This window comes from Gemmobacter aquarius, assembly GCF_003060865.1.
Taxonomy (GTDB): domain Bacteria; phylum Pseudomonadota; class Alphaproteobacteria; order Rhodobacterales; family Rhodobacteraceae; genus Paragemmobacter; species Paragemmobacter aquarius.
This window is the reverse complement of record NZ_CP028918.1, coordinates 2,046,123-2,066,036: the sequence shown is the minus strand read 5'-3', so window position 1 is coordinate 2,066,036 and position 19,914 is coordinate 2,046,123. Positions and strand designations below refer to the sequence as shown.

22 protein-coding genes, 1 tRNA gene and 1 pseudogene are annotated in these 19,914 nt (G+C 65.5%); 16 read left to right on the top strand and 8 right to left on the bottom strand.

Translation table 11 applies throughout. The annotated features are described in order from the left end of the window. Positions 1–79 precede the first annotated feature (79 nt). From HYN69_RS09920 to HYN69_RS09905, 4 genes are read left to right on the top strand one after another with little or no spacing between them, the layout of a single operon-like run. Positions 80–448, top strand: coding sequence for a response regulator transcription factor (locus HYN69_RS09920; RefSeq protein WP_108435600.1), 369 nt, complete (start codon positions 80–82; stop codon positions 446–448). After that, on the top strand, positions 448–720 hold the full coding sequence (locus HYN69_RS09915) for a hypothetical protein (RefSeq protein ID WP_108435599.1): 273 nt from the start codon (positions 448–450) through the stop codon (positions 718–720). Before HYN69_RS09920 ends, HYN69_RS09915 begins: the two co-directional genes overlap by 1 nt. After that, the gene (locus HYN69_RS09910; protein WP_108435598.1) at positions 720–3,407 is read left to right on the top strand and encodes an ATP-binding protein; all 2,688 of its coding nucleotides are present in this window, start codon (positions 720–722) and stop codon (positions 3,405–3,407) included. Before HYN69_RS09915 ends, HYN69_RS09910 begins: the two co-directional genes overlap by 1 nt. 49 nt (positions 3,408–3,456) lie before the next feature. Beyond that, on the top strand, positions 3,457–4,344 hold the full coding sequence (locus HYN69_RS09905; protein WP_108435597.1) for a FliM/FliN family flagellar motor switch protein: 888 nt from the start codon (positions 3,457–3,459) through the stop codon (positions 4,342–4,344). 105 nt (positions 4,345–4,449) lie between these two features. On the opposite strand, the gene HYN69_RS09900 is transcribed toward HYN69_RS09905, so the two are convergent. Further along, complete coding sequence (locus tag HYN69_RS09900; RefSeq protein WP_108435596.1) at positions 4,450–5,592, bottom strand: TIGR03862 family flavoprotein; 1,143 nt, start codon at positions 5,590–5,592, stop codon at positions 4,450–4,452. 35 nt (positions 5,593–5,627) lie between these two features. On the opposite strand from HYN69_RS09900, the pseudogene HYN69_RS09895 reads away from it, so the two are divergent. Continuing rightward, positions 5,628–5,917, top strand: a pseudogene (locus tag HYN69_RS09895) (HNH endonuclease). Positions 5,918–5,926: 9 nt separating this feature from the next. Here HYN69_RS09895 and HYN69_RS09890 read toward each other — a convergent pair. Genes HYN69_RS09890 through HYN69_RS09875 form a run of 4 tightly spaced genes read right to left on the bottom strand, consistent with a single transcriptional unit; the run spans position 5,927 to position 8,126 of the window. After that, entirely contained in the window at positions 5,927–6,337 is a 411-nt protein-coding gene (locus HYN69_RS09890) for a TIGR01244 family sulfur transferase (protein WP_108435595.1), read from the bottom strand. Beyond that, the gene (locus HYN69_RS09885) at positions 6,319–6,777 is read right to left on the bottom strand and encodes a DUF6691 family protein (RefSeq protein WP_108435594.1); all 459 of its coding nucleotides are present in this window, start codon (positions 6,775–6,777) and stop codon (positions 6,319–6,321) included. Before HYN69_RS09885 ends, HYN69_RS09890 begins: the two co-directional genes overlap by 19 nt. Beyond that, on the bottom strand, positions 6,777–7,202 hold the full coding sequence (locus tag HYN69_RS09880) for a YeeE/YedE family protein (protein ID WP_108435593.1): 426 nt from the start codon (positions 7,200–7,202) through the stop codon (positions 6,777–6,779). The genes HYN69_RS09885 and HYN69_RS09880 overlap by 1 nt, the downstream gene beginning before the upstream one ends. Positions 7,203–7,253: 51 nt before the next feature. Continuing rightward, entirely contained in the window at positions 7,254–8,126 is an 873-nt protein-coding gene (locus tag HYN69_RS09875) for an MBL fold metallo-hydrolase (RefSeq protein ID WP_108435592.1), read from the bottom strand. A gap of 184 nt (positions 8,127–8,310) precedes the next feature. Here HYN69_RS09875 and HYN69_RS09870 point away from each other — a divergent pair, with 184 nt between their 5' ends. The 3 genes from HYN69_RS09870 to HYN69_RS09865 all read left to right on the top strand — a co-directional run bounded on the left by HYN69_RS09870 (position 8,311) and on the right by HYN69_RS09865 (position 10,572). After that, positions 8,311–8,628, top strand: a complete 318-nt coding sequence (locus HYN69_RS09870) for a TraR/DksA family transcriptional regulator (RefSeq protein WP_108435591.1) — start codon at positions 8,311–8,313, stop codon at positions 8,626–8,628. Beyond that, entirely contained in the window at positions 8,625–8,816 is a 192-nt protein-coding gene (locus HYN69_RS20565; RefSeq protein WP_159082418.1) for a hypothetical protein, read from the top strand. The genes HYN69_RS09870 and HYN69_RS20565 overlap by 4 nt, the downstream gene beginning before the upstream one ends. Before the next feature lie 133 nt (positions 8,817–8,949). Further along, the gene (locus HYN69_RS09865; RefSeq protein WP_108435590.1) at positions 8,950–10,572 is read left to right on the top strand and encodes an enoyl-CoA hydratase-related protein; all 1,623 of its coding nucleotides are present in this window, start codon (positions 8,950–8,952) and stop codon (positions 10,570–10,572) included. Here the strand turns inward: HYN69_RS09865 and HYN69_RS09860 are convergent. Beyond that, complete coding sequence (locus HYN69_RS09860) at positions 10,565–10,786, bottom strand: hypothetical protein (RefSeq protein ID WP_407925225.1); 222 nt, start codon at positions 10,784–10,786, stop codon at positions 10,565–10,567. The two genes, HYN69_RS09865 and HYN69_RS09860, sit on opposite strands and share 8 nt — an antisense overlap. Before the next feature lie 146 nt (positions 10,787–10,932). On the opposite strand from HYN69_RS09860, the gene HYN69_RS09855 reads away from it, so the two are divergent. Further along, the gene (locus HYN69_RS09855; protein WP_108437140.1) at positions 10,933–11,187 is read left to right on the top strand and encodes a DUF2312 domain-containing protein; all 255 of its coding nucleotides are present in this window, start codon (positions 10,933–10,935) and stop codon (positions 11,185–11,187) included. Between the two features lie 127 nt (positions 11,188–11,314). Here HYN69_RS09855 and HYN69_RS09850 read toward each other — a convergent pair whose 3' ends face one another. Further along, positions 11,315–12,190 (bottom strand): hypothetical protein, encoded by an 876-nt coding sequence (locus tag HYN69_RS09850; protein ID WP_108435589.1) that lies wholly within the window; start codon positions 12,188–12,190, stop codon positions 11,315–11,317. Between the two features lie 95 nt (positions 12,191–12,285). Here HYN69_RS09850 and HYN69_RS09845 point away from each other — a divergent pair, with 95 nt between their 5' ends. Further along, a complete protein-coding gene (locus HYN69_RS09845) occupies positions 12,286–13,941 on the top strand; it encodes an ABC transporter permease (protein ID WP_108437139.1) in 1,656 nt (551 codons plus the stop codon). Here the strand turns inward: HYN69_RS09845 and HYN69_RS09840 are convergent. Continuing rightward, entirely contained in the window at positions 13,938–14,231 is a 294-nt protein-coding gene (locus tag HYN69_RS09840) for a hypothetical protein (protein ID WP_108435588.1), read from the bottom strand. The genes HYN69_RS09845 and HYN69_RS09840 overlap by 4 nt on opposite strands. A gap of 143 nt (positions 14,232–14,374) precedes the next feature. Between HYN69_RS09840 and HYN69_RS09835 the strand changes: the two genes are divergently transcribed. From HYN69_RS09835 to HYN69_RS09810, 6 genes are all read left to right on the top strand, one after another. Further along, positions 14,375–14,450 (top strand) — tRNA-Thr (locus HYN69_RS09835). Positions 14,451–14,642: 192 nt separating this feature from the next. Next, positions 14,643–16,241, top strand: a complete 1,599-nt coding sequence (locus tag HYN69_RS09830; protein ID WP_230426366.1) for an ABC transporter substrate-binding protein — start codon at positions 14,643–14,645, stop codon at positions 16,239–16,241. Positions 16,242–16,289: 48 nt separating this feature from the next. Continuing rightward, complete coding sequence (locus HYN69_RS09825) at positions 16,290–17,333, top strand: ABC transporter permease (protein ID WP_108437137.1); 1,044 nt, start codon at positions 16,290–16,292, stop codon at positions 17,331–17,333. Further along, positions 17,334–18,239 (top strand): nickel transporter permease, encoded by a 906-nt coding sequence (nikC, locus tag HYN69_RS09820; protein ID WP_108435587.1) that lies wholly within the window; start codon positions 17,334–17,336, stop codon positions 18,237–18,239. Further along, positions 18,236–19,069 carry an ABC transporter ATP-binding protein gene (locus HYN69_RS09815; protein ID WP_108435586.1) on the top strand — a complete coding sequence of 278 codons (834 nt, stop codon included), beginning with the start codon at positions 18,236–18,238 and terminating at the stop codon, positions 19,067–19,069. Before nikC ends, HYN69_RS09815 begins: the two co-directional genes overlap by 4 nt. Then, a complete protein-coding gene (locus HYN69_RS09810; RefSeq protein ID WP_216824585.1) occupies positions 19,066–19,827 on the top strand; it encodes an ABC transporter ATP-binding protein in 762 nt (253 codons plus the stop codon). The genes HYN69_RS09815 and HYN69_RS09810 overlap by 4 nt, the downstream gene beginning before the upstream one ends. Positions 19,828–19,914 lie beyond the last annotated feature (87 nt).

Sequence of the window (19,914 nt, the reverse complement as noted above, 5' to 3'; positions counted from 1 at the left end):
GGGCATTCTTTGGCAGGGCGGGCGGCAAAAGGCGGGCATTACAGACCTGCCACAAAGACGGCGCCGAGGGGGGAAAACGATGGCACGAGTCGTGCTGATCGAGGACGAGCCGAACATTGCCGAAGCGATCCGCTTCATCCTTGCCCGTGACGGCTGGGAAGTGACGGCGCTGGCCGACGGACTTGGCGGGATCGAGGCGATCCGCGCGGGGGCGCCCGATCTGGTGATCCTCGACCTCATGCTTCCGGGCGTGTCGGGGATGGAGCTTCTCGGCGCGATCCGCGCTGATCGCAGGCTGGGGACCGTGCCGGTGCTGATGCTGACGGCCAAGGGGCAGGGGCGCGACCGCGATGCGGCGATGCAGGCGGGTGTGAACCGCTTCATGACCAAGCCTTTTTCCAATGCCGAGATGCTTGCTACGGTGCGCGAACTGGCAGGGCACGTCTGATGGCGCGTCGCACCACTCCGCTGTTTCTGAAGCGCCGGGTCTACCGCCAGCGCCGCCTGCGCGATGCCGCACGGTTGTTGCCGCTTTTGGGCGGCTTTCTGCTTTTGTTGCCGATCCTGTGGGCGCCCCCCGCCGCAACCGGCGCAAGCGCAGCCATCGACGGAGTCTATCTGTTCGTCGTCTGGCTCGGGTTGGTCGCTGTGACGGCAGCACTTGCGCCCGCTCTTGCCTCGGATAAGGCCGAGGATGACGCAGGGGGCGATGCTCCCTGATGCCCTTCAACCTGCTGGTCCTGTTCTGTCTTGCCTATGTCGCCATGCTGTTCATGGTCGCCTTTCTGGCCGAGCGGCGGGCGGCGGTGGGGCGGATCGGCTGGCTGCGCTCACCGGTGATATACACGCTGTCGCTGTCGATCTATTGCACGGCCTGGACTTTTTACGGCGCGGTCGGCTATGCGGCGCGCTCGGGGCTGGAGTTCGTCACGATCTATCTTGGCCCGACGCTGGTCTTTATCGGCTGGTTCTGGGTGTTGCGAAAGCTGGTCAGGATCGGGCGGCAACAGCGGGTGACAAGCATTGCCGACCTGATTTCCAGCCGCTTTGGCAAATCGAACATCCTTGGCGTCGTGGTCACCCTGATCGCGGTGATCGCGGCCACGCCCTATATCGCGCTGCAATTGCAATCGGTCACGCAATCGTTCGCGGTCTTTGCCAGCGGCACGCCCGAGGGCTGGGCGCTTCCCAACCGCGATGCGACCGCGATCTGGGTCGCGGGGGGACTGGCGATCTTTACCATCCTGTTCGGCACCCGCAACCTTGACGCCAAAGAGCAGCACCACGGCATCGTTCTGGCCATTGCGGTCGAGGCGGTGGTGAAACTGGCGGCGCTGCTGGCCGTGGGGGCCTTTGTGGTCTGGGGCGTGGCAGGGGGCGTTGCCGATGTCTTTGCCCGCATCGAAGCGTCACCCGCTGCGGGCTGGACGATCCAGCCCGACCGCTGGGTGGGGATGATCGCCGTGTCGGGGGCGGCGGTGATCTGCCTGCCGCGCATGTTTCAGGTCATGGTGGTCGAAGGCGGCGAGGACCGGCATCTGGCTTTGGCAAGCTGGGCCTTTCCCGCCTATCTGCTGCTCATGAGCCTGTTCATCCTGCCCATCGCGGTGATCGGGCTGGAACGGATGCCTGCGGGCGCGAACCCCGATATGTTCGTGCTGACCCTGCCCTTGGCCGAGGGGCAGGGCGGGCTTGCGCTGCTGGCCTTTCTGGGCGGGTTTTCGTCGGCCACGTCGATGGTTATCGTCGAATCGATTGCGCTGGCGACGATGGTTTCGAACCATATCGTCATGCCGCTGTGGCTGCGGCTGGCCCCGCGTGCTGCGATGACGGGCGATGTGCGGCGGATCGTGCTTCTGGCGCGGCGGCTGTCGATCATCGGCGTGCTCGGGCTCGGCTATGTCTATTACCGCATGTCGGGCGGATCGGTCGCGCTGGCGGCGATGGGGCTGATTGCCTTTGTCGGCGTGGCGCAGGTGCTGCCGGTTCTGCTGGGCGGCATCTTCTGGCGCGGGGCGACGAAGGTGGGGGCGATCGCGGGGCTGGTAACGGGCTTCGGTGTCTGGGCCTTTACGCTTTTGCTGCCGTTCTTCGGGCCGGGCACGGCGCTGTCGCAGGCGGTCTTCGACAGTGGCCTTTTCGGCCTGCACTGGCTGCGCCCGCAGGCGCTGTTCGGGATCGAGGGGATGGACCCGCTGATCCATTCGCTGTTCTGGTCGGCGGCGCTGAATACGGCGGCCTTCTGCCTTGGCTCGCTTCTTACCTTTCCCGGTCCGGTCGAAAGGATGCAGGGCGCGGCTTTCGTCAACGCGTTTGACACCGACACCTCTGGTCCGCAGGGCTGGGCACGCGGTCGGGCCGAACCCGAGGCGCTTTTGATGATGGCGCAGCGGATCTTGGGCGAGGATGCCGCGCTGGCGAGTTTCGAGGCCGAGGCGCGGGCGCAAGGCAAGGCGGGCTATCTGCCCGATGCCACGCCCGATTTCGTGGCAGGGTTGGAGCGGCGCATGGCCGGATCGGTGGGGGCGGCCACAGCGCATGCGATGATCAGCCAGATCGTCGGGCGGGCGACGGTGTCGGTCGAAGACCTGATGGCCGTGGCGAACGAGACCGCGCAGATCATGGAATACTCGGCCCAGCTTGAAGCGCAGCGCGAGGAGTTGACCCGCACGGCGGGCGCGCTGCGCGAGGCCAATGAAAAGCTGCAGCAGCTTTCGGTGCAGAAGGATGCCTTTCTGAGCCAGATCAGCCACGAGTTGCGCACGCCCATGACCTCTATCCGCGCCTTTTCCGAGATCTTGACCGAAGGCGATCTGCCGCCCGAACAGGTGGCTAAATATGGCCGGATCATCCATGACGAGGCAATCCGCCTGACGCGGCTTTTGGATGACCTTCTGGATTTGAGCGTGCTGGAAAACGGGTCGGTGCAGCTGAACCTGTCGCTGGTGAACCTGCAACAGCTGGTCGACCGCGCGCTTGCCGCGGCGTCCCATACGCGGCCCGAGCGCAGTTTTCTGGTGGTGCGCGACCTGCCCGGCGAAAACCTGTTCCTGCGGACAGATGGCGACCGGCTGGTGCAGGTGTTCATCAACCTTATCTCGAACGCCCGCAAATATTGCGATGCTGCCGAGCCGGAACTGAAGATTTCGGTCCGGCAACGGGCGGGGCGCGTGCATGTGGACTTTACCGACAACGGATCGGGGATCGCCAAGCAGAATCAGGGCATCATCTTCGAGAAATTCGCCCGCCTGACCGACCAGAGCCGCGCGGGGGGCGCGGGGCTTGGGCTTGCGATCTGCCGCGAGGTGATGGCCAATCTGGGCGGGCAGGTCAGCTATCTGCCCGGTCGTGGCGGGGCCTCGTTCCGGGTGACGTTGCCGTTGCGGATCGGACAGAAGGCGGCTTAACCATTCATGAACCCTTGCCGCGCTAGGCTTTGCCGGAAAGGAGGCGGGCATGGATGTGTTGCGGCGAAAGATGGGTCAGGTCGGCGGTGCCTGCGGAGGCGAGGGCGTGATCGGGGCCGACCGCGCATGGCGGCTGGCGCTGGCCCGCGCGGCGCGTGACGAGATCGGGTTGGCGCTTGACGTGACGGGGCTGCGCGACGGGCGGGCCTCGCTCGCGGAACTGGTGGAAATGCCTGCCGAGCGGTCGCTGATTGCGGTGCTCGATGCGGCGGGGGGCGATGCGCTGGGTCTGGTCGCGCTTGATCCTGCCGTGCTGGCGGGGCTGGTGGGCATGTTGGCCACGGGGCGGATCAGCGCGGGCGACGGTCCGCGCCGTCCGACCCGCACCGATGCAGCGATGGTGGCGCCGATGCTGGACGGTGCGCTTGCGGGGCTTGCCGTCGAATTGCACGGGCAAGAGGCGGCACCTTGGGCCGAGGGCTGGCGCTATGCGAGCTTTCTGGACGAGGCGCGGCCCCTCGCGCTGCTGCTCGACGAGACGGAGTATCGCGTGCTGCGTGCCGAGGTATCGCTGATGCGCGGGGCAGCGACGGGCGAGGTCTTGCTTGCCCTGCCTGCCGCGCGGTCGCGCCCAGCCGTAGTGCAACAGGCAGAGATTGCCGCAGGGCAGGCCGAAGCCTTCCACGCCGCCTTTGTCCGTCAGGTCGAGGCGGTGGCCTGCCGGATCGAGGCGGAACTGGCGCGGTGCCAGATGCCGCTTGCGCGGGTGATGGCGCTGGGGGTCGGAGATGTGCTGCCGCTGGGCGATGCGACCGTGTCGCGGCTTTCCTTGCGCGGGATCGACGGGCAGGTGGTGGCCGAGGGCAAGCTGGGCCAGATGCGCGGCCAGAGGGCGGTGCGGTTGGCGCAACCGCAGGAGTTGCGTCTGGCAGGGTAGCGCGGTGCCTGTGGCCAGCGTGGAACGGGGGGCTTTCCGCCCCCCGACGGCGCGTACCGCGCCCTCCCCCGAGGATATTTGGACCAGCATGTAAGCGGGGTGGCGTCAGCGTGCTGCGGCGGCGAGACCAGCGTGGCGTCCGGTGGCAAGGCAGGCAGTGAGAAGGTAACCGCCCGTCGGGGCCTCCCAGTCGAGCATCTCGCCGCAGACAAAGACGCGGGGGATGGCGCGCAGTTCAAGGCCTTCGGTCAGGGCGGCGCGGGTGATGCCGCCCGCGACCGAGATCGCCTCGTCGATCGGACGGGGGCCGGTCAGCGGGACGGGCAGGGATTTGATCGCGGTGACCGGATCGAGGGGACGGCCGAATTCCATGACCAGCGCCTGCGCGGTGGCGGAGAGGCCGAGTTTGCGTAAACGGTTGGCAAGGCTTTCGCCCGCCCGCATCTGTGCCAGCCTTTGGCCGAGGGTTTCGGCGGCAAGGTCGGGCATCAGGTCGAGGTGCAGGGGGGCGCCTTCGCGCAGGGCGCGGCTGACGGCGTAGACGCCACCGCCTTCGATGCCACGGGCCGAGATGACGAATTCGCCCCGTTCCCGCTGCGGGCCTGCGATCAGGGCTGCGCCCTTTACCGGCTGGCCGAAGTGGCGTGCCATATGGGCGGACCACGCGACGCCGAAGCCCATGTTCGCAGGCCGGAACGGCGCGATTTGCACGCCGCGTGCCGCGAGCCATGGCACCCATGCGCCGTCCGATCCGAGCCGCGCCCAGCTTGCACCACCAAGGGCCAGCACGGTGACGGCGGGTTCCAGCACCTGTTCGCCTGCGGGCGTTTCGAAGCGGAACCCTTCGCCATGAAACCCCGTCCAGCGCCAGCGCACGCGCATCCCGACCCCCGCCGCGCCCAAGCGTGCGAGCCATGCGCGAAGCAGCGGCGAGCCTTTCATGCTGACCGGAAACACCCGTCCCGACGAGCCGGTGAAGATCTCTTGCCCGAGGCCCCTGCACCAGTCTTGTACTTCGGTCGGGCCAAAGGCGGCAATCGCGGGGGCGAGCCATCCGTCGCCGTAAGCGGCAAGAAAGCGGGTTTCGTCTTCCGCCTTGGTGATGTTCAGCCCCGATTTTCCGGCCATCAGGAATTTGCGCCCGACACTGGGCTTTGCCTCGCAGAGCGTGACATGGCGTCCGGCTTGGGCAAGCGTTTCCGCCGCCATCAGCCCTGCCGGTCCACCACCGATCACCAGCGCATCCATCTTGCCCCCGCCCGTTTCGGCGCCATCCTTAGCTTATGTCCGCTGAAACCCCAACCTGTCCGCTGTGCCTGCGTCCGATCCCGCGCGACGTGCCGCAGAGCCTGCATCATCTGGTCCCAAAGCTTAAAGGCGGCAAGGGGGGCCGACAGTCTTGCTGCACCACATCTGCCACAAGGAGATTCACGCGCGCTTCACCGAAGCCGAACTGGCACGACGTTTCAACACGCCCGGGGCGCTGCGGGCCGACCCGCGGCTGGCCGCGTTTCTGGCATGGATCGCCAAGCGCCCGCCGGGGTTCTTGTCGCGGGTGCGCGGCAAGGGCTAAGGCCGCACCCTAGCCAAGCAGGGGGCGCAGGTGTTCGAGCTGGTAGCCGAAACGGGCGGGAATACCGATCAGTTCATCCGCGGGCCGCGTGCCTGCATGCGCGAGCGCCCAGACCACCGACGAGCGGTTGCCCGAGGCGCAATAGGCTAAGACCGGACCCGGGGCACCCTCGATCGCGGCGCGCTGGATGGCCACGTTTTCGGGCGTCATTGCCCCGCCGATCACGGGATTTATCACGAAGGTCAGACCGAGCGCCTGTGCCGCCTGTTGCATGGTTTCGGCGTGCAGATGCGGCGGGATTTCGCCGTCGGGGCGGTTGTCGATCACGGTGGTGTAGCCAGCCGCCTTGATCGCGGTCAGGTCTGACGGGTCGATCTGGGGCGAGACGGCATAGGTCGGGGTCAGGGCGCGGATGTCCATGGCGGTTCCTTTGGAGGCAAGGTTCGGTCCAGCCAGCGGCCGGCGCGGGGTGCGGCAAGCATAGCTGCCAGCATGGCGATAAGGAAGACCGCACCGCCCGCCCCGCCAAAGGTCAGCGAGGCCAGCGCGGGGCCGGGGCACAGACCCGCCAGCGCCCAGCCTGCGCCGAACAGGACCGAGCCTGTGATCAGTCGGGCATCGGCGCCGCTGCGGTTGGGCGGGGGGAAGGGCGTTCCGAGTGCGGATGTGCCGCGACGGGCCGCGATGCGCCATGCCAGCGCCATCGGAAGGATCGCGCCGCCCAAGACAAAGGCAAGCGTCGGGTCCCAGTCGCCGAAGATATCAAGCCAGCCCTGCACCTTGGTCGTGTCGGTCATGCCCGACAGCAAAAGCCCCGCGCCAAACAGCGCACCTGCGAAGGCGGCAACAAGATTTCGCATCAGATCAGCCCCAGTCCGTGACGCGCGATGACCATGACCACACCGCCTGCCGCCACATAGACCGCAGTCGCCACGATGCCGCGCAGCGACAGCCGCGAGATGCCGCAAACCCCGTGCCCCGAGGTGCAGCCATTTGCCAGCCTTGTGCCAAAGCCGACCAGCAACCCCGCAACGGCTATGACCGCAAGGTTGCCGGTCAGATGCGTCTCGGACCCGCCCGCAAGATTGGCGATGATCGCGGGCACCGCGACCAAGCCTGCCAGAAAGCTGGCCTTTTCGGGCCATGTGTTGTTCGCGCTGCCATCGACCAAAGCGCCGACGATGCCCGATGCGCCCATGATGCGCCCGTTGCACAAAAGATAGACTGCCGCGGCGCTGCCGATGCAAAGCCCGCCCAATAGCCCGAAGATCCAGTCGGTCGGCATGGTCACTCTCACTTGTTTTCGCGGTTTAAGGGGGTGATTCAGGTCAAGCCGTCAAAGCCCGTTGATAGGTGTCTTGAGGTAGGAGACACCATTTTCTTCGGGTTCGGGCATATGGCCTGCGCGCATGTTGACCTGAAGCGCGGGGATGATCAGGCGTGGCATCGACAGGGTCTTGTCGCGCGCTTCGCGCAGGGCGACGAAGCTGTCGCGCGATTTGCCCGCGCCGATATGGACATTCTTTGCCTTTTGGTCGGCCACGGTTGTTTCCCATGCAAAAGCCTCGCGCCCCGGGGCCTTGTAATCATGGCCGACGAAGATGCGCGTCTCATCGGGCAGCGACAGGATGGTTTGCACCGAATCGAACATGGTCGAAGCCGATCCCCCCGGGAAATCGCAGCGCGCCGTGCCGAAATCAGGCATGAAGAGCGTGTCGCCGACAAAGGCCGCATCGCCGATCACATAGGTCAGGCAGGCGGGCGTGTGACCGGGCGTGTGCAGCACACGGGCCGACAACTGGCCGATCATGAACGTGTCGTCATGGCGGAACAGGCGGTCGAACTGCGATCCGTCGCGTTGAAAGCGTGTGCCTTCGTTGAAGATCTTGCCGAAGGTTTCCTGCACGGTGGTGATCCGCTCGCCGATGCCGATCTTGCCACCCAGCCGTTCCTGCAGATAGGGCGCGGCTGACAGATGGTCGGCGTGGACATGGGTTTCCAAGAGCCAGTCCACCACCAGCCCTTCGGCGCGGATGTGATCGATCACGGCATCGGCAGACCGCGTGTCGGTCCGGCCCGAGGCGGGATCGAAGTCGAGCACCGAATCGATCACCGCGCAGGCGCTGTCCTGCGGGTCGCGCACCACATATGTCAGGGTGTTCGTCTGCTCGTCGAAAAAGGCATGGACGGCAGGGGTCGAAGGGGTCATCGCAGGGTCCTTTCGGGGGCCTATTCCGGTCTCGGGTCCGGTCTCGGTTCCGGTTTCGGGCCGGATCTGGCTGATCTATCATATGGTAAAACCGGAATATATCAAAGCCATCTGCGTTTGACCCAAGTCAAGGCAGGCAAGGGCCTGCCGGTCTAGCCTGACATCAGGAAGATGGAGGTGGCGCATGAAACCGATCAGCACTCGCAAGACCGAACTCGAGGCGCGACTTGCCCTTTTGCAGGGCAGGCTTGCCGGGATCGAGGCCGAACTTGACAGCCACGAGACGAAGGATTGGGACGACCTTGCCACCGAGCGCGAGGGTGACGAGGTGCTGGAACGTCTGGGGCAGGGCGGGCAGGCCGAAATCCGCATGATCGAGGCTGCGCTGGCCCGCATCGTGGCGGGAGAATACGGCGCTTGCGTCAAATGCGGGGCAGAGATTACCGAAGCACGGCTCGACAGCCTGCCCTATACGCCGTTTTGTCGGGACTGTGCGGCATGAGGGCAGAGCGCGAAACCACCCCCGACGTGATCTCTGCATTTGCACTGATGGCGCTGCGGGCCGAGATGGAGGCCTTGGCCGCCGTGCTGCCCGGCCTGTGGCAGGACCGCCGCGATCCCGGGCGGGTGCCCGACCAGACCGTAACCGAGGCCGCGACCGAGGCCGATTTCGATAACATGCCGGTCTAAGCGCAGGGAAAGCGGCGGTTTTTCGACAAGTGCCCTGTTGTGGCATTGCCAATCGGTGCTGCGCTATCCTTAATGGCCGAAGGAATGGCGGGGTTGCGCGGATGGGAAGGCAGCAAAGCGGAGTCGGGCCGGAATGGCTGTGATGACCGTCATCGAGATCAGGGGGCCGATGACCGCCGACCTGCGGGCCGGCCTGTCTGCGACTCTTGGCGAGACCGGTTGGCCGGTGCTGCTGGTCCTTGCCTCTGACGGGTTGCCGTTGGCCGAGGCGGGTGATCGGTCTGCAACGGCCGAGGTCGCGGCTTTGGCCGAAACCCTGTCGCAGCGCGAGGGATGTGTCGCCTTGATGCTGGGCGTGGTGCGGGGGGCTGCGCTCGAACTTGCGCTTGCGGCTTCAACGCGGGTGGCGGTGCCCGGGGCGGTGCTGGGCTTTCCCGACATCACGTTGGGTCTGGTGCCCGCAAGCGGCGGCACGCAGCGCTTGCCGCGTCTGGTCGGCGGTTCCGAGGCGTTGCGGATGCTGCTGGAAGGTGGCGATGTGTCGGCTGCCCACGCAGTTGCCACGGGGTTGGTCGACCATGTCGCGACCGAAGACCCGATGGGCTTTGCGCGGCGCGTATCTGCAGGAAAGGATTGGCCCGAGCGGCGCGGCCTGCGCGACGGGCGCGGCTATCTGGCCGCCGTCGCGCAGGCGCGGCGTGACACGACGCTTGAGGCTGCGGTGCGGATGGTCGACTGTGTCGAGATGGCGGTGATGCTGCCGCTGGCGCAGGGGCTTGCCTATGAGCGGGTCTGTTTCTACGACCTTTGCGCGAGCGACGACTCGCTTGGCCTGCGGCATGCTGCGGCCGCCCGAGCGGTAGCCGGCGGCGGGGCGGGTCATGTGGTGGGGCGGGTCGGCATCTGGGGTGCGGGGGCTGGTGCGGTCGATCTTGTGCTGGCGGCGTTGCAGGCGGGGCTGACCGTGCAATTGGCATCCGACGACCGCGAGGCGGTGGTGCGGGCCCTTGCCGATGTTGCCGAACGGCAGGAAGCGGCGGTTCAGGCCAGCCGGATGTCGCCCGACCGGCGCGAGGACGACTGGTCGCGGCTGCTGCCGCAGGTCGGGCGCGACGGGCTGGCCGGCGTCGATCTGGCGGTGCTGACGGAAGTCTGCGATGTGGGCGGGCCGCGTTTGGCCTTTGGCATTGCGGCACCTGCGGGGGCGGTCGGGCTGGCCCGCTTCGACCGGCTGGCCGAATTGCATGCGGGCGCGGCCGCGCCCGACGATGTTGCCCGCGCGACAGGCTTCGTGCGGGCGCTTGGCTGGGAGCCGGTCGTGACGGGCGGGGCGGTCGCGCTGCGGCTGGCGGGCGTTCTGTCGGACGCGGTGCTGCACGCCGAGGCCCAAGGCGTGCCAAGGGCCGAGATCGCGCGGTCGCTGGCGTCACAGGGCATCGCGGGCGAGATCGTCCGGACCGGCCATGCGCCAAATGACGGTGACGAGGTGGCGCGGCGCTGCCTTGCGGCGCTGGCCAATGCCGGAGCGCGGGCGATCGAGGCTGGCGATGCGCCGTCGGCGGCGCATGTCGATGCGGTGGCGATTGCGGCGGGTCTGATGGCGCGGCGGACAGGCGGGCCGATGCATCAGGCCAACCGGCGCGGGCTGCTGCTGCTGCGGCGCGACTTGCGGCTGTGGGAGCAGGAAAATCCCGCCCTCTGGTCGCCAGCGCCGCTGGTCGAGACGCTGGCCGCAGACGGGCGACCGTTCAGCTGAGGATCACGCCCACCATCACCAGCATCAGCCCGAGGAACGACACCGCAAGCGCTGCAAGGTTGATTGCCACCACCTTTTGCAAGCGCTGGCGGATCTGGTCGTCGGGCAGGCCGGATTTGCGCGCCTTGACCGCCAGTACGATGCACCAGAGCAGTGCGGCCACGCCCAGAAGCGACAAAAGGGCGCCGCCCCAGATCAGCAATTCCATGGTCATGCGCGTCTCCCTTGTCCGGCCTTGCACCTAGCCCGCCCCTGCATTCCGCACAAGAGCGCCGGACGCCGCCCGTTGCTGCGGCTTGAACCCGACAGGGCAGGCAGGATAGGGAAGGGGCCACAGAGTGACATTTGCACGAGGCCATGATGAGCGACCCCAACGACGCCTATAACGTCACCGCCGACGAGCTGCGCCAGTTCATCGAACGGTTCGAGCAACTCGAATCGGAAAAGAAGGACGTGGCCGAACAGCAAAAAGAGCTTATGGCCGAGGCAAAGGGGCGCGGTTACGACACCAAGGTGCTGAAAAAGGTCGTGGCGCTGCGGAAAAGGAAGCCCGACGATATCGCCGAGGAAGAGGCGGTGCTCGAGATGTACAAGCAGGCTCTCGGGATGACCTGAAACCAGGGGCCTGCATCGGCGACGAATTTTCTGCGAAAATTCGCGCCCTTCGCCCTGCGGCGGCATTTCGGGTTGACTGCGATGCTGCAACTGCCTGTGCCTGTGCCGGTGGTTCTATACGCAGGCGTCAGGCCGAAAGGAACGTCACACCTTCCATAGACCGGATGCGGGCGATGTCGCGGCGGTAGCTTTCGTCAAGCTCGGCGATCAGTGCTTCGTCCCAACCGGGCATCTCGATTTCGGTTTCGATTTCGTCAGGCAGCGCGAATTTGTCGAGGAACGCCGAGACGATGCGCCTGCGCTGCACCACCGAGGCGGGCGGGTTCGACGCGAGATAGGCGTTCAGACGCGCAAGGCCTTCGGGTGGCATCAGGCTGGCTAAAAGTTCGTCGGTTTCGGTCAGGATCGTATCGGGGGCATGGCCCGACACGGTTTGCAGCACGTCGGGCCAGATCAGCGGCGTGTCTTCGTCGCACCAGATGGTGAGCGGGGCCTCGGGGTTCAGGGTGCGGATTTCCTCGACCATGCGGCTCCAGCTCAACAAGCGCGGGTCGGCGGTGCCGATGAATTCCTCATAGGGTTTGCCGCGCTGCTTGCTGAAGAGCGCGGGCAGGAAGCTGGACATGTTGCGGATGGACAGGTGGAATTCAGCCTCGATTTCCGGGAATATCTGGGTGAAGGCGCGGATACGTTCGCCCGCGGCGGGGTAGAGCCTGCGGTCGCGGATCACCCATTGCGGATAGGACAGGAAATTGTCCCATGACAGGATCAGCCGGTCTGCGCGGTCTTCGTCCATGATCTGGTCGAGCACCAGCGCCTGCGTGTCGCGTGACGCGGGCCGCCCCTTCAGCGTGATCGCCGTGTCGCGTAAAAGTGCGCGGTAGCGTGTGGGGCCGGGGACGACGATGCCTTGTTGGCCGAGGCTGGCGCGGTTCTTCCACAGACAGCGGATGAGACGCTCGTCATCCGTGCAATGGGCGCCGAGGTGATACACGATACGCATGAAGGACTTGTCTGCCGTTCTGACTGATACTTTACCCATGACTATACGAGGTTTTCTGGACAGGGAAACGGCTTTCGGTTACAGCCTGCGCCATGATGTCCGACCAAAACACTCAGGCTAAGCGGTTTTTGCCGCCGTTCCGGCTGGATGGCTGGTCAATCGGGGCCGCGCTGATCGCCTGCGTGGTGCTGGCGCCGATGCTGGCCGTGGTGTGGATCGCCTTTCATCCGACCGAGAATATCTGGCCGCATCTTCTGGCCACGGTCTTGCCGCGTTATTTCGCGACGACGCTGACCATGATGGCGGGTGTGGGCTTCCTGACCGCCGCGATGGGGACGGGGGCGGCCTGGCTGGTGGTGATGTACCGCTTTCCGGGGCGGGGCTGGCTGGATTACGCGCTGCTGTTTCCGCTGGCGATTCCGGCCTATGTCGGGGCCTTTGCGCTGGTCGATTTCCTGCAATACTCGGGTCCGGTGCAGGGCGGGTTGCGGGCGGCGATGGGTTGGCAATCGGCGCGGGACTACTGGTTTCCCGAGGTGCGGTCGCAATGGTTCGCCATTCTGGTGTTGTCCTTTGCGCTATACCCTTACGTCTACCTGCTGGCACGGGCGGCATTCCGCGAACAGTCGGGCTGTTCCTACGAGGTGGCGCGGGCCTTGGGCGCGGGGCCATGGGCGTTGTTCCTGCGGGTGGGCCTGCCGCTGGCGCGACCTGCGGTGGCAACCGGCGTGGCACTGGCCCTGATGGAGACGGTGGCCGATTACGGCACGGTCACCTATTTCGGCGTGCAAACGTTGACCACGGGCATTTTTTCCACATGGCTGAACGGCAACAACGCGGGCGGGGCGGCGCAGATCGCGGGGGTGATGCTGATGCTGATCCTGCTTCTGGTCGCGACCGAGCGCATCAGCCGCCGCCGTGCGCGGTTTCACAAGCAAAGCCGCGCCTCGCGTCCGGTCGCCCCATTCGCGCTGTCGGGCGGGCGGGCGTGGCTGGCGAATGCGCTGTGCCTGTTTCCCTTTGCGATGGGCTTCGTGCTGCCGGTCGGGGTGATGCTGGTCCATGCCTTTGCCAGCCCCTCGGTCTGGTTGGCGCCGGGTCTGGCTGGGGCTTTGGGAAATACGCTTTTCGTCGGCGGCATCGCCGCCGTGCTGACCGTGGCGGCGGCGGTGTTTCTGGTCTACGGCGTGCGGATGGCGGGGCGGGGCGTGGCGCGGGTGGTCTTGCCGCTGACGACGCTGGGCTATGCCGCGCCGGGCGCGGTGCTGGCGGTCGGTATCCTGATCCCGCTGGAGGCGCTGGACAACCGCGTGGCCGATGCGGTGCTGGCGCTGACTGGCCACGATCCTGGGTTGATCATGACCGGCACGGCGGGGGCGTTGATCCTTGCCTTTGCGGTGCGGTTCTTCGGCATCGCGCAAGGGGCGGTCGATGCGGCCTTCGGGCGGGTGTCGCCGTCCTTGCCGATGGCGGCGCGGTCACTGGGACGCACTGCAGGCGGGGCGCTGCAATCGGTCTATATGCCCCTGATGCGCGGATCGGTGGCGACGGCGCTGCTGGTCGTATTCGTCGATTGCGTCAAGGAACTGCCCGCGACGCTGCTCTTGCGGCCCTTCAACTTCAACACGCTCGCCACGCGGGTGTTCGAGCTTGCCAGTCTGGAAAAGCTGTCCGAGGCCGCCCCCGCCGCGCTGGTGGTCATGGCGGTGGGGCTTTGTGCGGTGGGGTTGCTGGCGCGGGCCAACCGTTAGCACGCGGGTGTGGCGACCGTGATCAGCCGTGGCATGACCTGACCGAGGAACACCCTGATCTTCTGCGGTTCCGGCCGCAGGATCCGTCCGCTGCCAAGCGCCGTGACCAGCCCGAGCGCGACACAGGCATTGCGCGTGCGGAAATAGGTACCGCGCGAAAACGGTGCCATGCGTTCGTAATGGATCGAGGCGCGTTCGCCCTGCGCCAGCATCCGCTCGAGCAGCCAGATCATCCGGCCGAGCGTGGCACTGTCGGGCAGGCGGGGTGAAAGCGAGGGTTCGTGGATCATCTGGCGTCTCCTGTCTGTGCCGTTCAAGGCTTGTTCGGGCCAGTTACGAAGGAGATCGGGCAAAGTTTCAGCACGATCCGGCGCAGCAGAATCTTTTCCGACCGCTTGCACCCGAAGCAGAGCAAGGTTATTTGATGGGCGTTGCCTCTATAGCTCAGCTGGTAGAGCACCTGATTTGTAATCAGGGGGTCGCGGGTTCAAGTCCTGCTGGGGGCACCATGAATTACCTTGCTTTTCAGGCTACTGGCGCTTCGGGGCCGGGTTTTGCCGATGTGCCTGGCCTGCGGGCGGGGGGGGCGATGACAGGCCGATTGCGGACTTGACATCGCAAGGCCAAGGCTGACCAAATGATGGGACAATCGGAAGGGCCGATGCAGCCTGACCAGAGCCAATCCTGACAGGGAGATTTTCATGATGTTCGATCCGAAGCTTTCGCGGTTTGGATCGGTGGCGCTTGCGGCGCTGCTGGTCACGGTTTCGCCTGCGGCCCTGATGGCCGAGACGCCGGCCGATACGCTGGTCATCGCCGACGCGATCGACGATATCGTGTCGCTCGATCCGGGCGAGGCGTACGAATTCTCGGGCCTTGACGTGGTGAACAACACCTATGACGGGCTGATCGAGCTTGACCCGATGAAGGTGGGCGAGCTGGTGCCCGGTCTGGCCGAAAGCTGGGCGGTGGACGAGGCGGGCACGACCTTTACCTTCAAGATGAAGGCGGGCGTCACCTTTTCGTCGGGCAATCCGGTGACGGCGGAAGATGCGGCCTTTTCGCTGCAACGCGCGGTCAAGCTGAACAAATCTCCTGCCTTCATCCTGAACCAGTTCGGCTGGACGGCCGAGAACGTGGACCAGATGGTGACGGCCGAAGGCGATACGCTGACGCTCAAGACCGATCAGGCCTATGCGCCCACGTTCCTTTACAACTGCCTCACCTCGGGTGTCGCGTCCATCGTCGACAAGGCGACGGTCATGGCAAACGAGGTCGATGGCGACATGGGCAACGCGTGGTTGCATAACAATTCGGCGGGGACGGGGGCTTATGTCCTGAAATCCTTCAAGCCGAACGAGGGCTATCTGCTGGAAGCGCGCAGCGGCTACTGGCGCGGCGATGCCAAGCTGAAGAACGTCTTCATGCGGCATATTCCCGAAGCGGCCACCCAGCGCCTGCTGCTGGAAAAGGGCGATATCGACATCGCGCGGGAACTGACGCCGACCGATATCGAAGGCATGGCGGGCAATGCCGACGTCAAGGTGCAGCAAGATGTGGGCGGGCAGGTGTTCTACCTGTCGTTCAACCAGAAGAACGAAGCCTACAAGAACGAGAAATTCCTCGATGCGATGCGGTGGGCCATCGATTATCAAGGCATGGCCGACACCTTCCTGAAGGGTGCGATGGTGGTGCATCAGGCCTATCTGCCCAAGGGCTATCTGGGCGCGCTGGAAGACAATCCCTATAGCCTCGATATCGAAAAGGCCAAGGCGCTGATCGCGGAATCGGGGATCACGTCGCCCAAGGTGGTGATGGATGTCAGGAACTCGTCCGACCGGATGGAGATGGCGCAATCGATCCAGAACACCTTTGGCCAAGCCGGGATCGAGGTCGAGCTGAACATCGGCGAAGGGGCCGAGCAGTTGAAACGGTATCGCGCGCGCCAGCATGACGCCACGCTGCAAAGCTGGGGGCCGGATTATCCCGACCCGCACACCAACGCCTCGGCCTTCTCGATGAACGCCGACAATGCGGATGACGCGCAGACCGGCGGTCTTGCATGGCGCAACGCCTATGATCCGGGCCCGCTGCACCAGATGACGGCGGATGCGGTGATGGAGCGGGACGGCGCCAAGCGGGCGGCGATGTATGCCGAAATCCAGCAGACGCACCGCACCACCTCGCCCTTCGTGCTGATGTTCCAGATCGGCTACCAGACCGGCATGCGCGCAGGGGTCGAGAATTTCTTCACCGGCGGCGCAACCGACTCGGCCGCATACTGGGCGATCACCAAGTAAGACATGCTTGGCGCCTGCGGGTCTGACCGCGGGCGCCTTGCGTTTGGCATGGCAGTTTCATTCCCCTTTGGCCCGCGGTTCAAAGCCGTCGTTGGCTTTTCCGTCTCGCTGGTCATCACGATCTTCGGGCTTTTGCTCGTCACCTTCATCATCGGGCGCGTGGTGCCGATCGACCCGGTGCTTGCCATCGTGGGCGAGAGGGCGACACAGGCGCAGATCGAGGCGACGCGGGTCGCGCTGGGACTGGACAAGCCGCTGGTAGAGCAGTTTTTCATATATGTTTTCAATGCGTTCCAAGGCGATCTTGGGGCGTCGATCCGCACCGGAGAGCCTGTGATCGAAGCGGTCGCCCGCCACTTTCCGGCCACGCTGGAGCTTGCGACGCTGGCCACGATCATTGGTGTGATCGCAGGCGTTCCGGCAGGGGTGCTGGCCGCGACCCGTCCGGGCAGCATCGCCGACCACATCGTGCGTCTGGTCGGGCTGATGGGCTATTCGATGCCGGTTTTCTGGCTGGGGCTGATCGGCCTTTTGGTATTTTACGGTCATCTGGGCTGGGTTGGCGGGCCGGGCCGGTTGGATGCGGTTTACGACATGATGTATGATTTCGAGGTGCCGCAGCGGTCGGGGATGATCCTGATCGACACGGCATTGGCGGGGCGCTGGGACATGTTTTCCAACGCGATCAGCCATATCATCCTGCCTGCAGGGCTGCTGGGTTACGTGTCGATGGCCTATATCAGCCGGATGACGCGCAGCTTCATGATGAACGAGCTTTCGCAGGAATACATCACCACGGCGCGGGTCAAGGGGATGCCCGAATGGCGGGTGGTCTGGGTGCACGCCATGAAAAACGTGGCCGTGCCGCTGATCACGGTGGTTGCGCTGTCTTATGCCTATCTGCTGGAAGGGTCGGTGTTGACCGAGACGATCTTCGCATGGCCCGGCCTTGGCAGCTATATCACCGATGCGTTGATGGTGGCCGATATGCCCGCCGTGCTGGGGGGAACGGTTGTCGTCGGCCTCGCCTTCGTCGCGCTGAACATGGTGTCGGACCTGCTGTATCGGCTCGTCGATCCGAGGGCTAGATAGATGGCAGGCACGATGGCATGGCTGCGCGACCAGAATCCGCAAAGCCGGATGCAGGCGCGTCTGGGGCAGTGGTACTTGGGTTGGCTGCGGCTGCGGCGCAATCCACTCGCGATGATCGGGCTTGCGATCATTGCCGTCTTGCTGGTGGTCGCGGCCTTTGCGCCGTGGCTCGCACCCTATGACCCCGTGGCGCAGAACCTGCGCGGGCGCTTGTTGCCGCCGGGAACCGAGGGGCATCTGCTGGGCACCGACGATTTCGGTCGCGATATCCTGACACGCATCCTGTACGGGTCGCGCATCACGCTTTACATCGTGGCGCTGGTGGCGGTGACGGCGCCTGTCGTAGGCTTGGTTATCGGCACGGTCGCGGGCTATTTCGGCGGCTGGGTGGACGAGGTGTTGATGCGGATCACCGACATCTTCCTTGCCTTTCCGCGCCTGATCCTTGCGCTGGCGCTGGTTGCCGTGCTTGGCCCCGGCATCGAGAACGCGGTGTTGGCCATCGCTTTGACCGCTTGGCCGCCCTATGCCCGCGTGGCGCGGGCCGAGACGCTGACAGTGCGGAATTCCGACTATATCGCCGCCGTGCGCCTGCAAGGGGCGGGGGCTGCGCGCATCATCTGGGGCCATGTGGTGCCGATGTGCCTGCCAAGCGTCGTCATCCGCGTGACGCTGGATATGGCGGGGGTGATCCTGACCGCCGCCGGATTGGGCTTTCTGGGCCTTGGCGCGCAGCCGCCCTTACCGGAATGGGGGCTGATGATCTCGGCGGGGCGCAAATACCTGTTCGAACAGTGGTGGGTCGCCACCATGCCGGGGCTTGCGATCTTTGTCGTCTCGCTTGGCTTCAACCTGCTGGGGGACGGCTTGCGCGATGTGCTCGACCCGCGGAGTGCAGGGAAATGACGCTTTTGTCGGTGAAAGACCTGCGCGTGACATTCGACACCGAGGCGGGGGTGGTCGAGGCCGTGCGCGGCGTGTCGTTCAGCCTCGGGCGCGAACGTCTGGGCATCGTGGGCGAAAGCGGGTCGGGCAAGACCATGACGGGCCGGTCGGTGCTGCGGCTGATCCGCCCGCCGGGGCGGATTGCTGCGGAAAGCATGGTTTTCGACGGGCAAGACCTGATGCGGGCATCGGAACGCGAGATGCGGGCTTTGCGCGGCAAGCGCATCGCCATGGTGATGCAGGATCCGAAATACAGCCTGAACCCCGTGATGCAGATCGGGGCGCAATTGATGGAAGGTTTGCGCCAGCGCGACCGCGTGGGCAGGGCCGAGGCGAAGAAGGCCGCGATTGCCGCACTGGAAGCGGTGCAGATCCGCGACCCCGAGCGGGTGATGGGCGCCTATCCGCATGAACTTTCCGGCGGGATGGGCCAGCGGGTGATGATTGCAATGATGCTGATCCCGAACCCCGATCTGTTGATTGCGGACGAGCCGACGAGCGCGCTCGATGTGACCGTGCAGGCCGAGGTGCTGTCGATCCTTGACGGGTTGGTGCGTGATCGGGGGATGGGGCTGATCTTCATCAGCCACGATCTGCGACTTGTCGCGCGGTTCTGTGACCGCGTGCTGGTGATGTACAAGGGCCGCATCGTCGAGGAACTGGCCGCGCGTGACCTGTTGTCGGCCAATCACCCCTATACGCGGGGGCTGCTTGACTGTTTGCCGCGCATCGGGGGAAGCCGTGGTCCCTTGCCGGGGTTGGACCGGACCGCAGATTGGGCGCAAGGATGAGCGGCGGCATGATCGAGGTTTGCAACCTTTCGGTGACGTTCCAAGCCAAGGGCCGCGAGGTTCGCGCGGTTGAAGATGTCAGCCTGTCGGTCGCCAAGGGCGAGAGTTTCGGGCTGGTGGGGGAAAGCGGGTCGGGCAAATCCACTATCCTGCGGGCGATCTGCGGGTTGGCCCCCGTCACGGCGGGCGAGATTTCGATCGGCGGGCAAAAGGTGCCGACGCCGCGCGGCCGCGCCTTTGCCGCCCGTGTGCAGATGGTGTTTCAGGACCCCTACGCCAGCATACATCCGCGCCATACCATCGACCGCACGCTTTCGGAACCGCTCGCCCTCCACGGGATCGGCGATACCGATGCCCGCGTGATGCAGGCGTTGGCCGATGTGGGCCTGCCGACCGGTTTCCGTTTTCGCTATCCGCACCAGCTTTCGGGCGGGCAGCGCCAGCGTGTCGCCATTGCGCGGGCGCTAATGCTAGAGCCCGAGGTGCTGCTGCTGGATGAACCCACCTCGGCGCTGGATGCGTCGGTGCAGGCCGAGACGCTGAACCTGCTGTCGCGCCTGCGCGAGACGCGGGGGCTGACTTTCCTGATGGTCAGCCATGATCTGGCGGTGATCGACCATATGTGCGACCGCGTTCTGGTCATGCAGATTGGCCGCAGCGTCGAGGAGATGTCCCGCGACGATTTGGCGGCAGCGCGGATGCAGACCGCCTATGCCCGCAGCCTGTTCGACGCCAGCGCCGACCGGATGCTGGGCTGACCCGCGGTTGTCCGGCGTCTGGCTTGGCACGGGACTTGCCGTAGCCTTGCACGGCTTGCCGAGGGCTGGACCAAAGGCGCGGCGGGC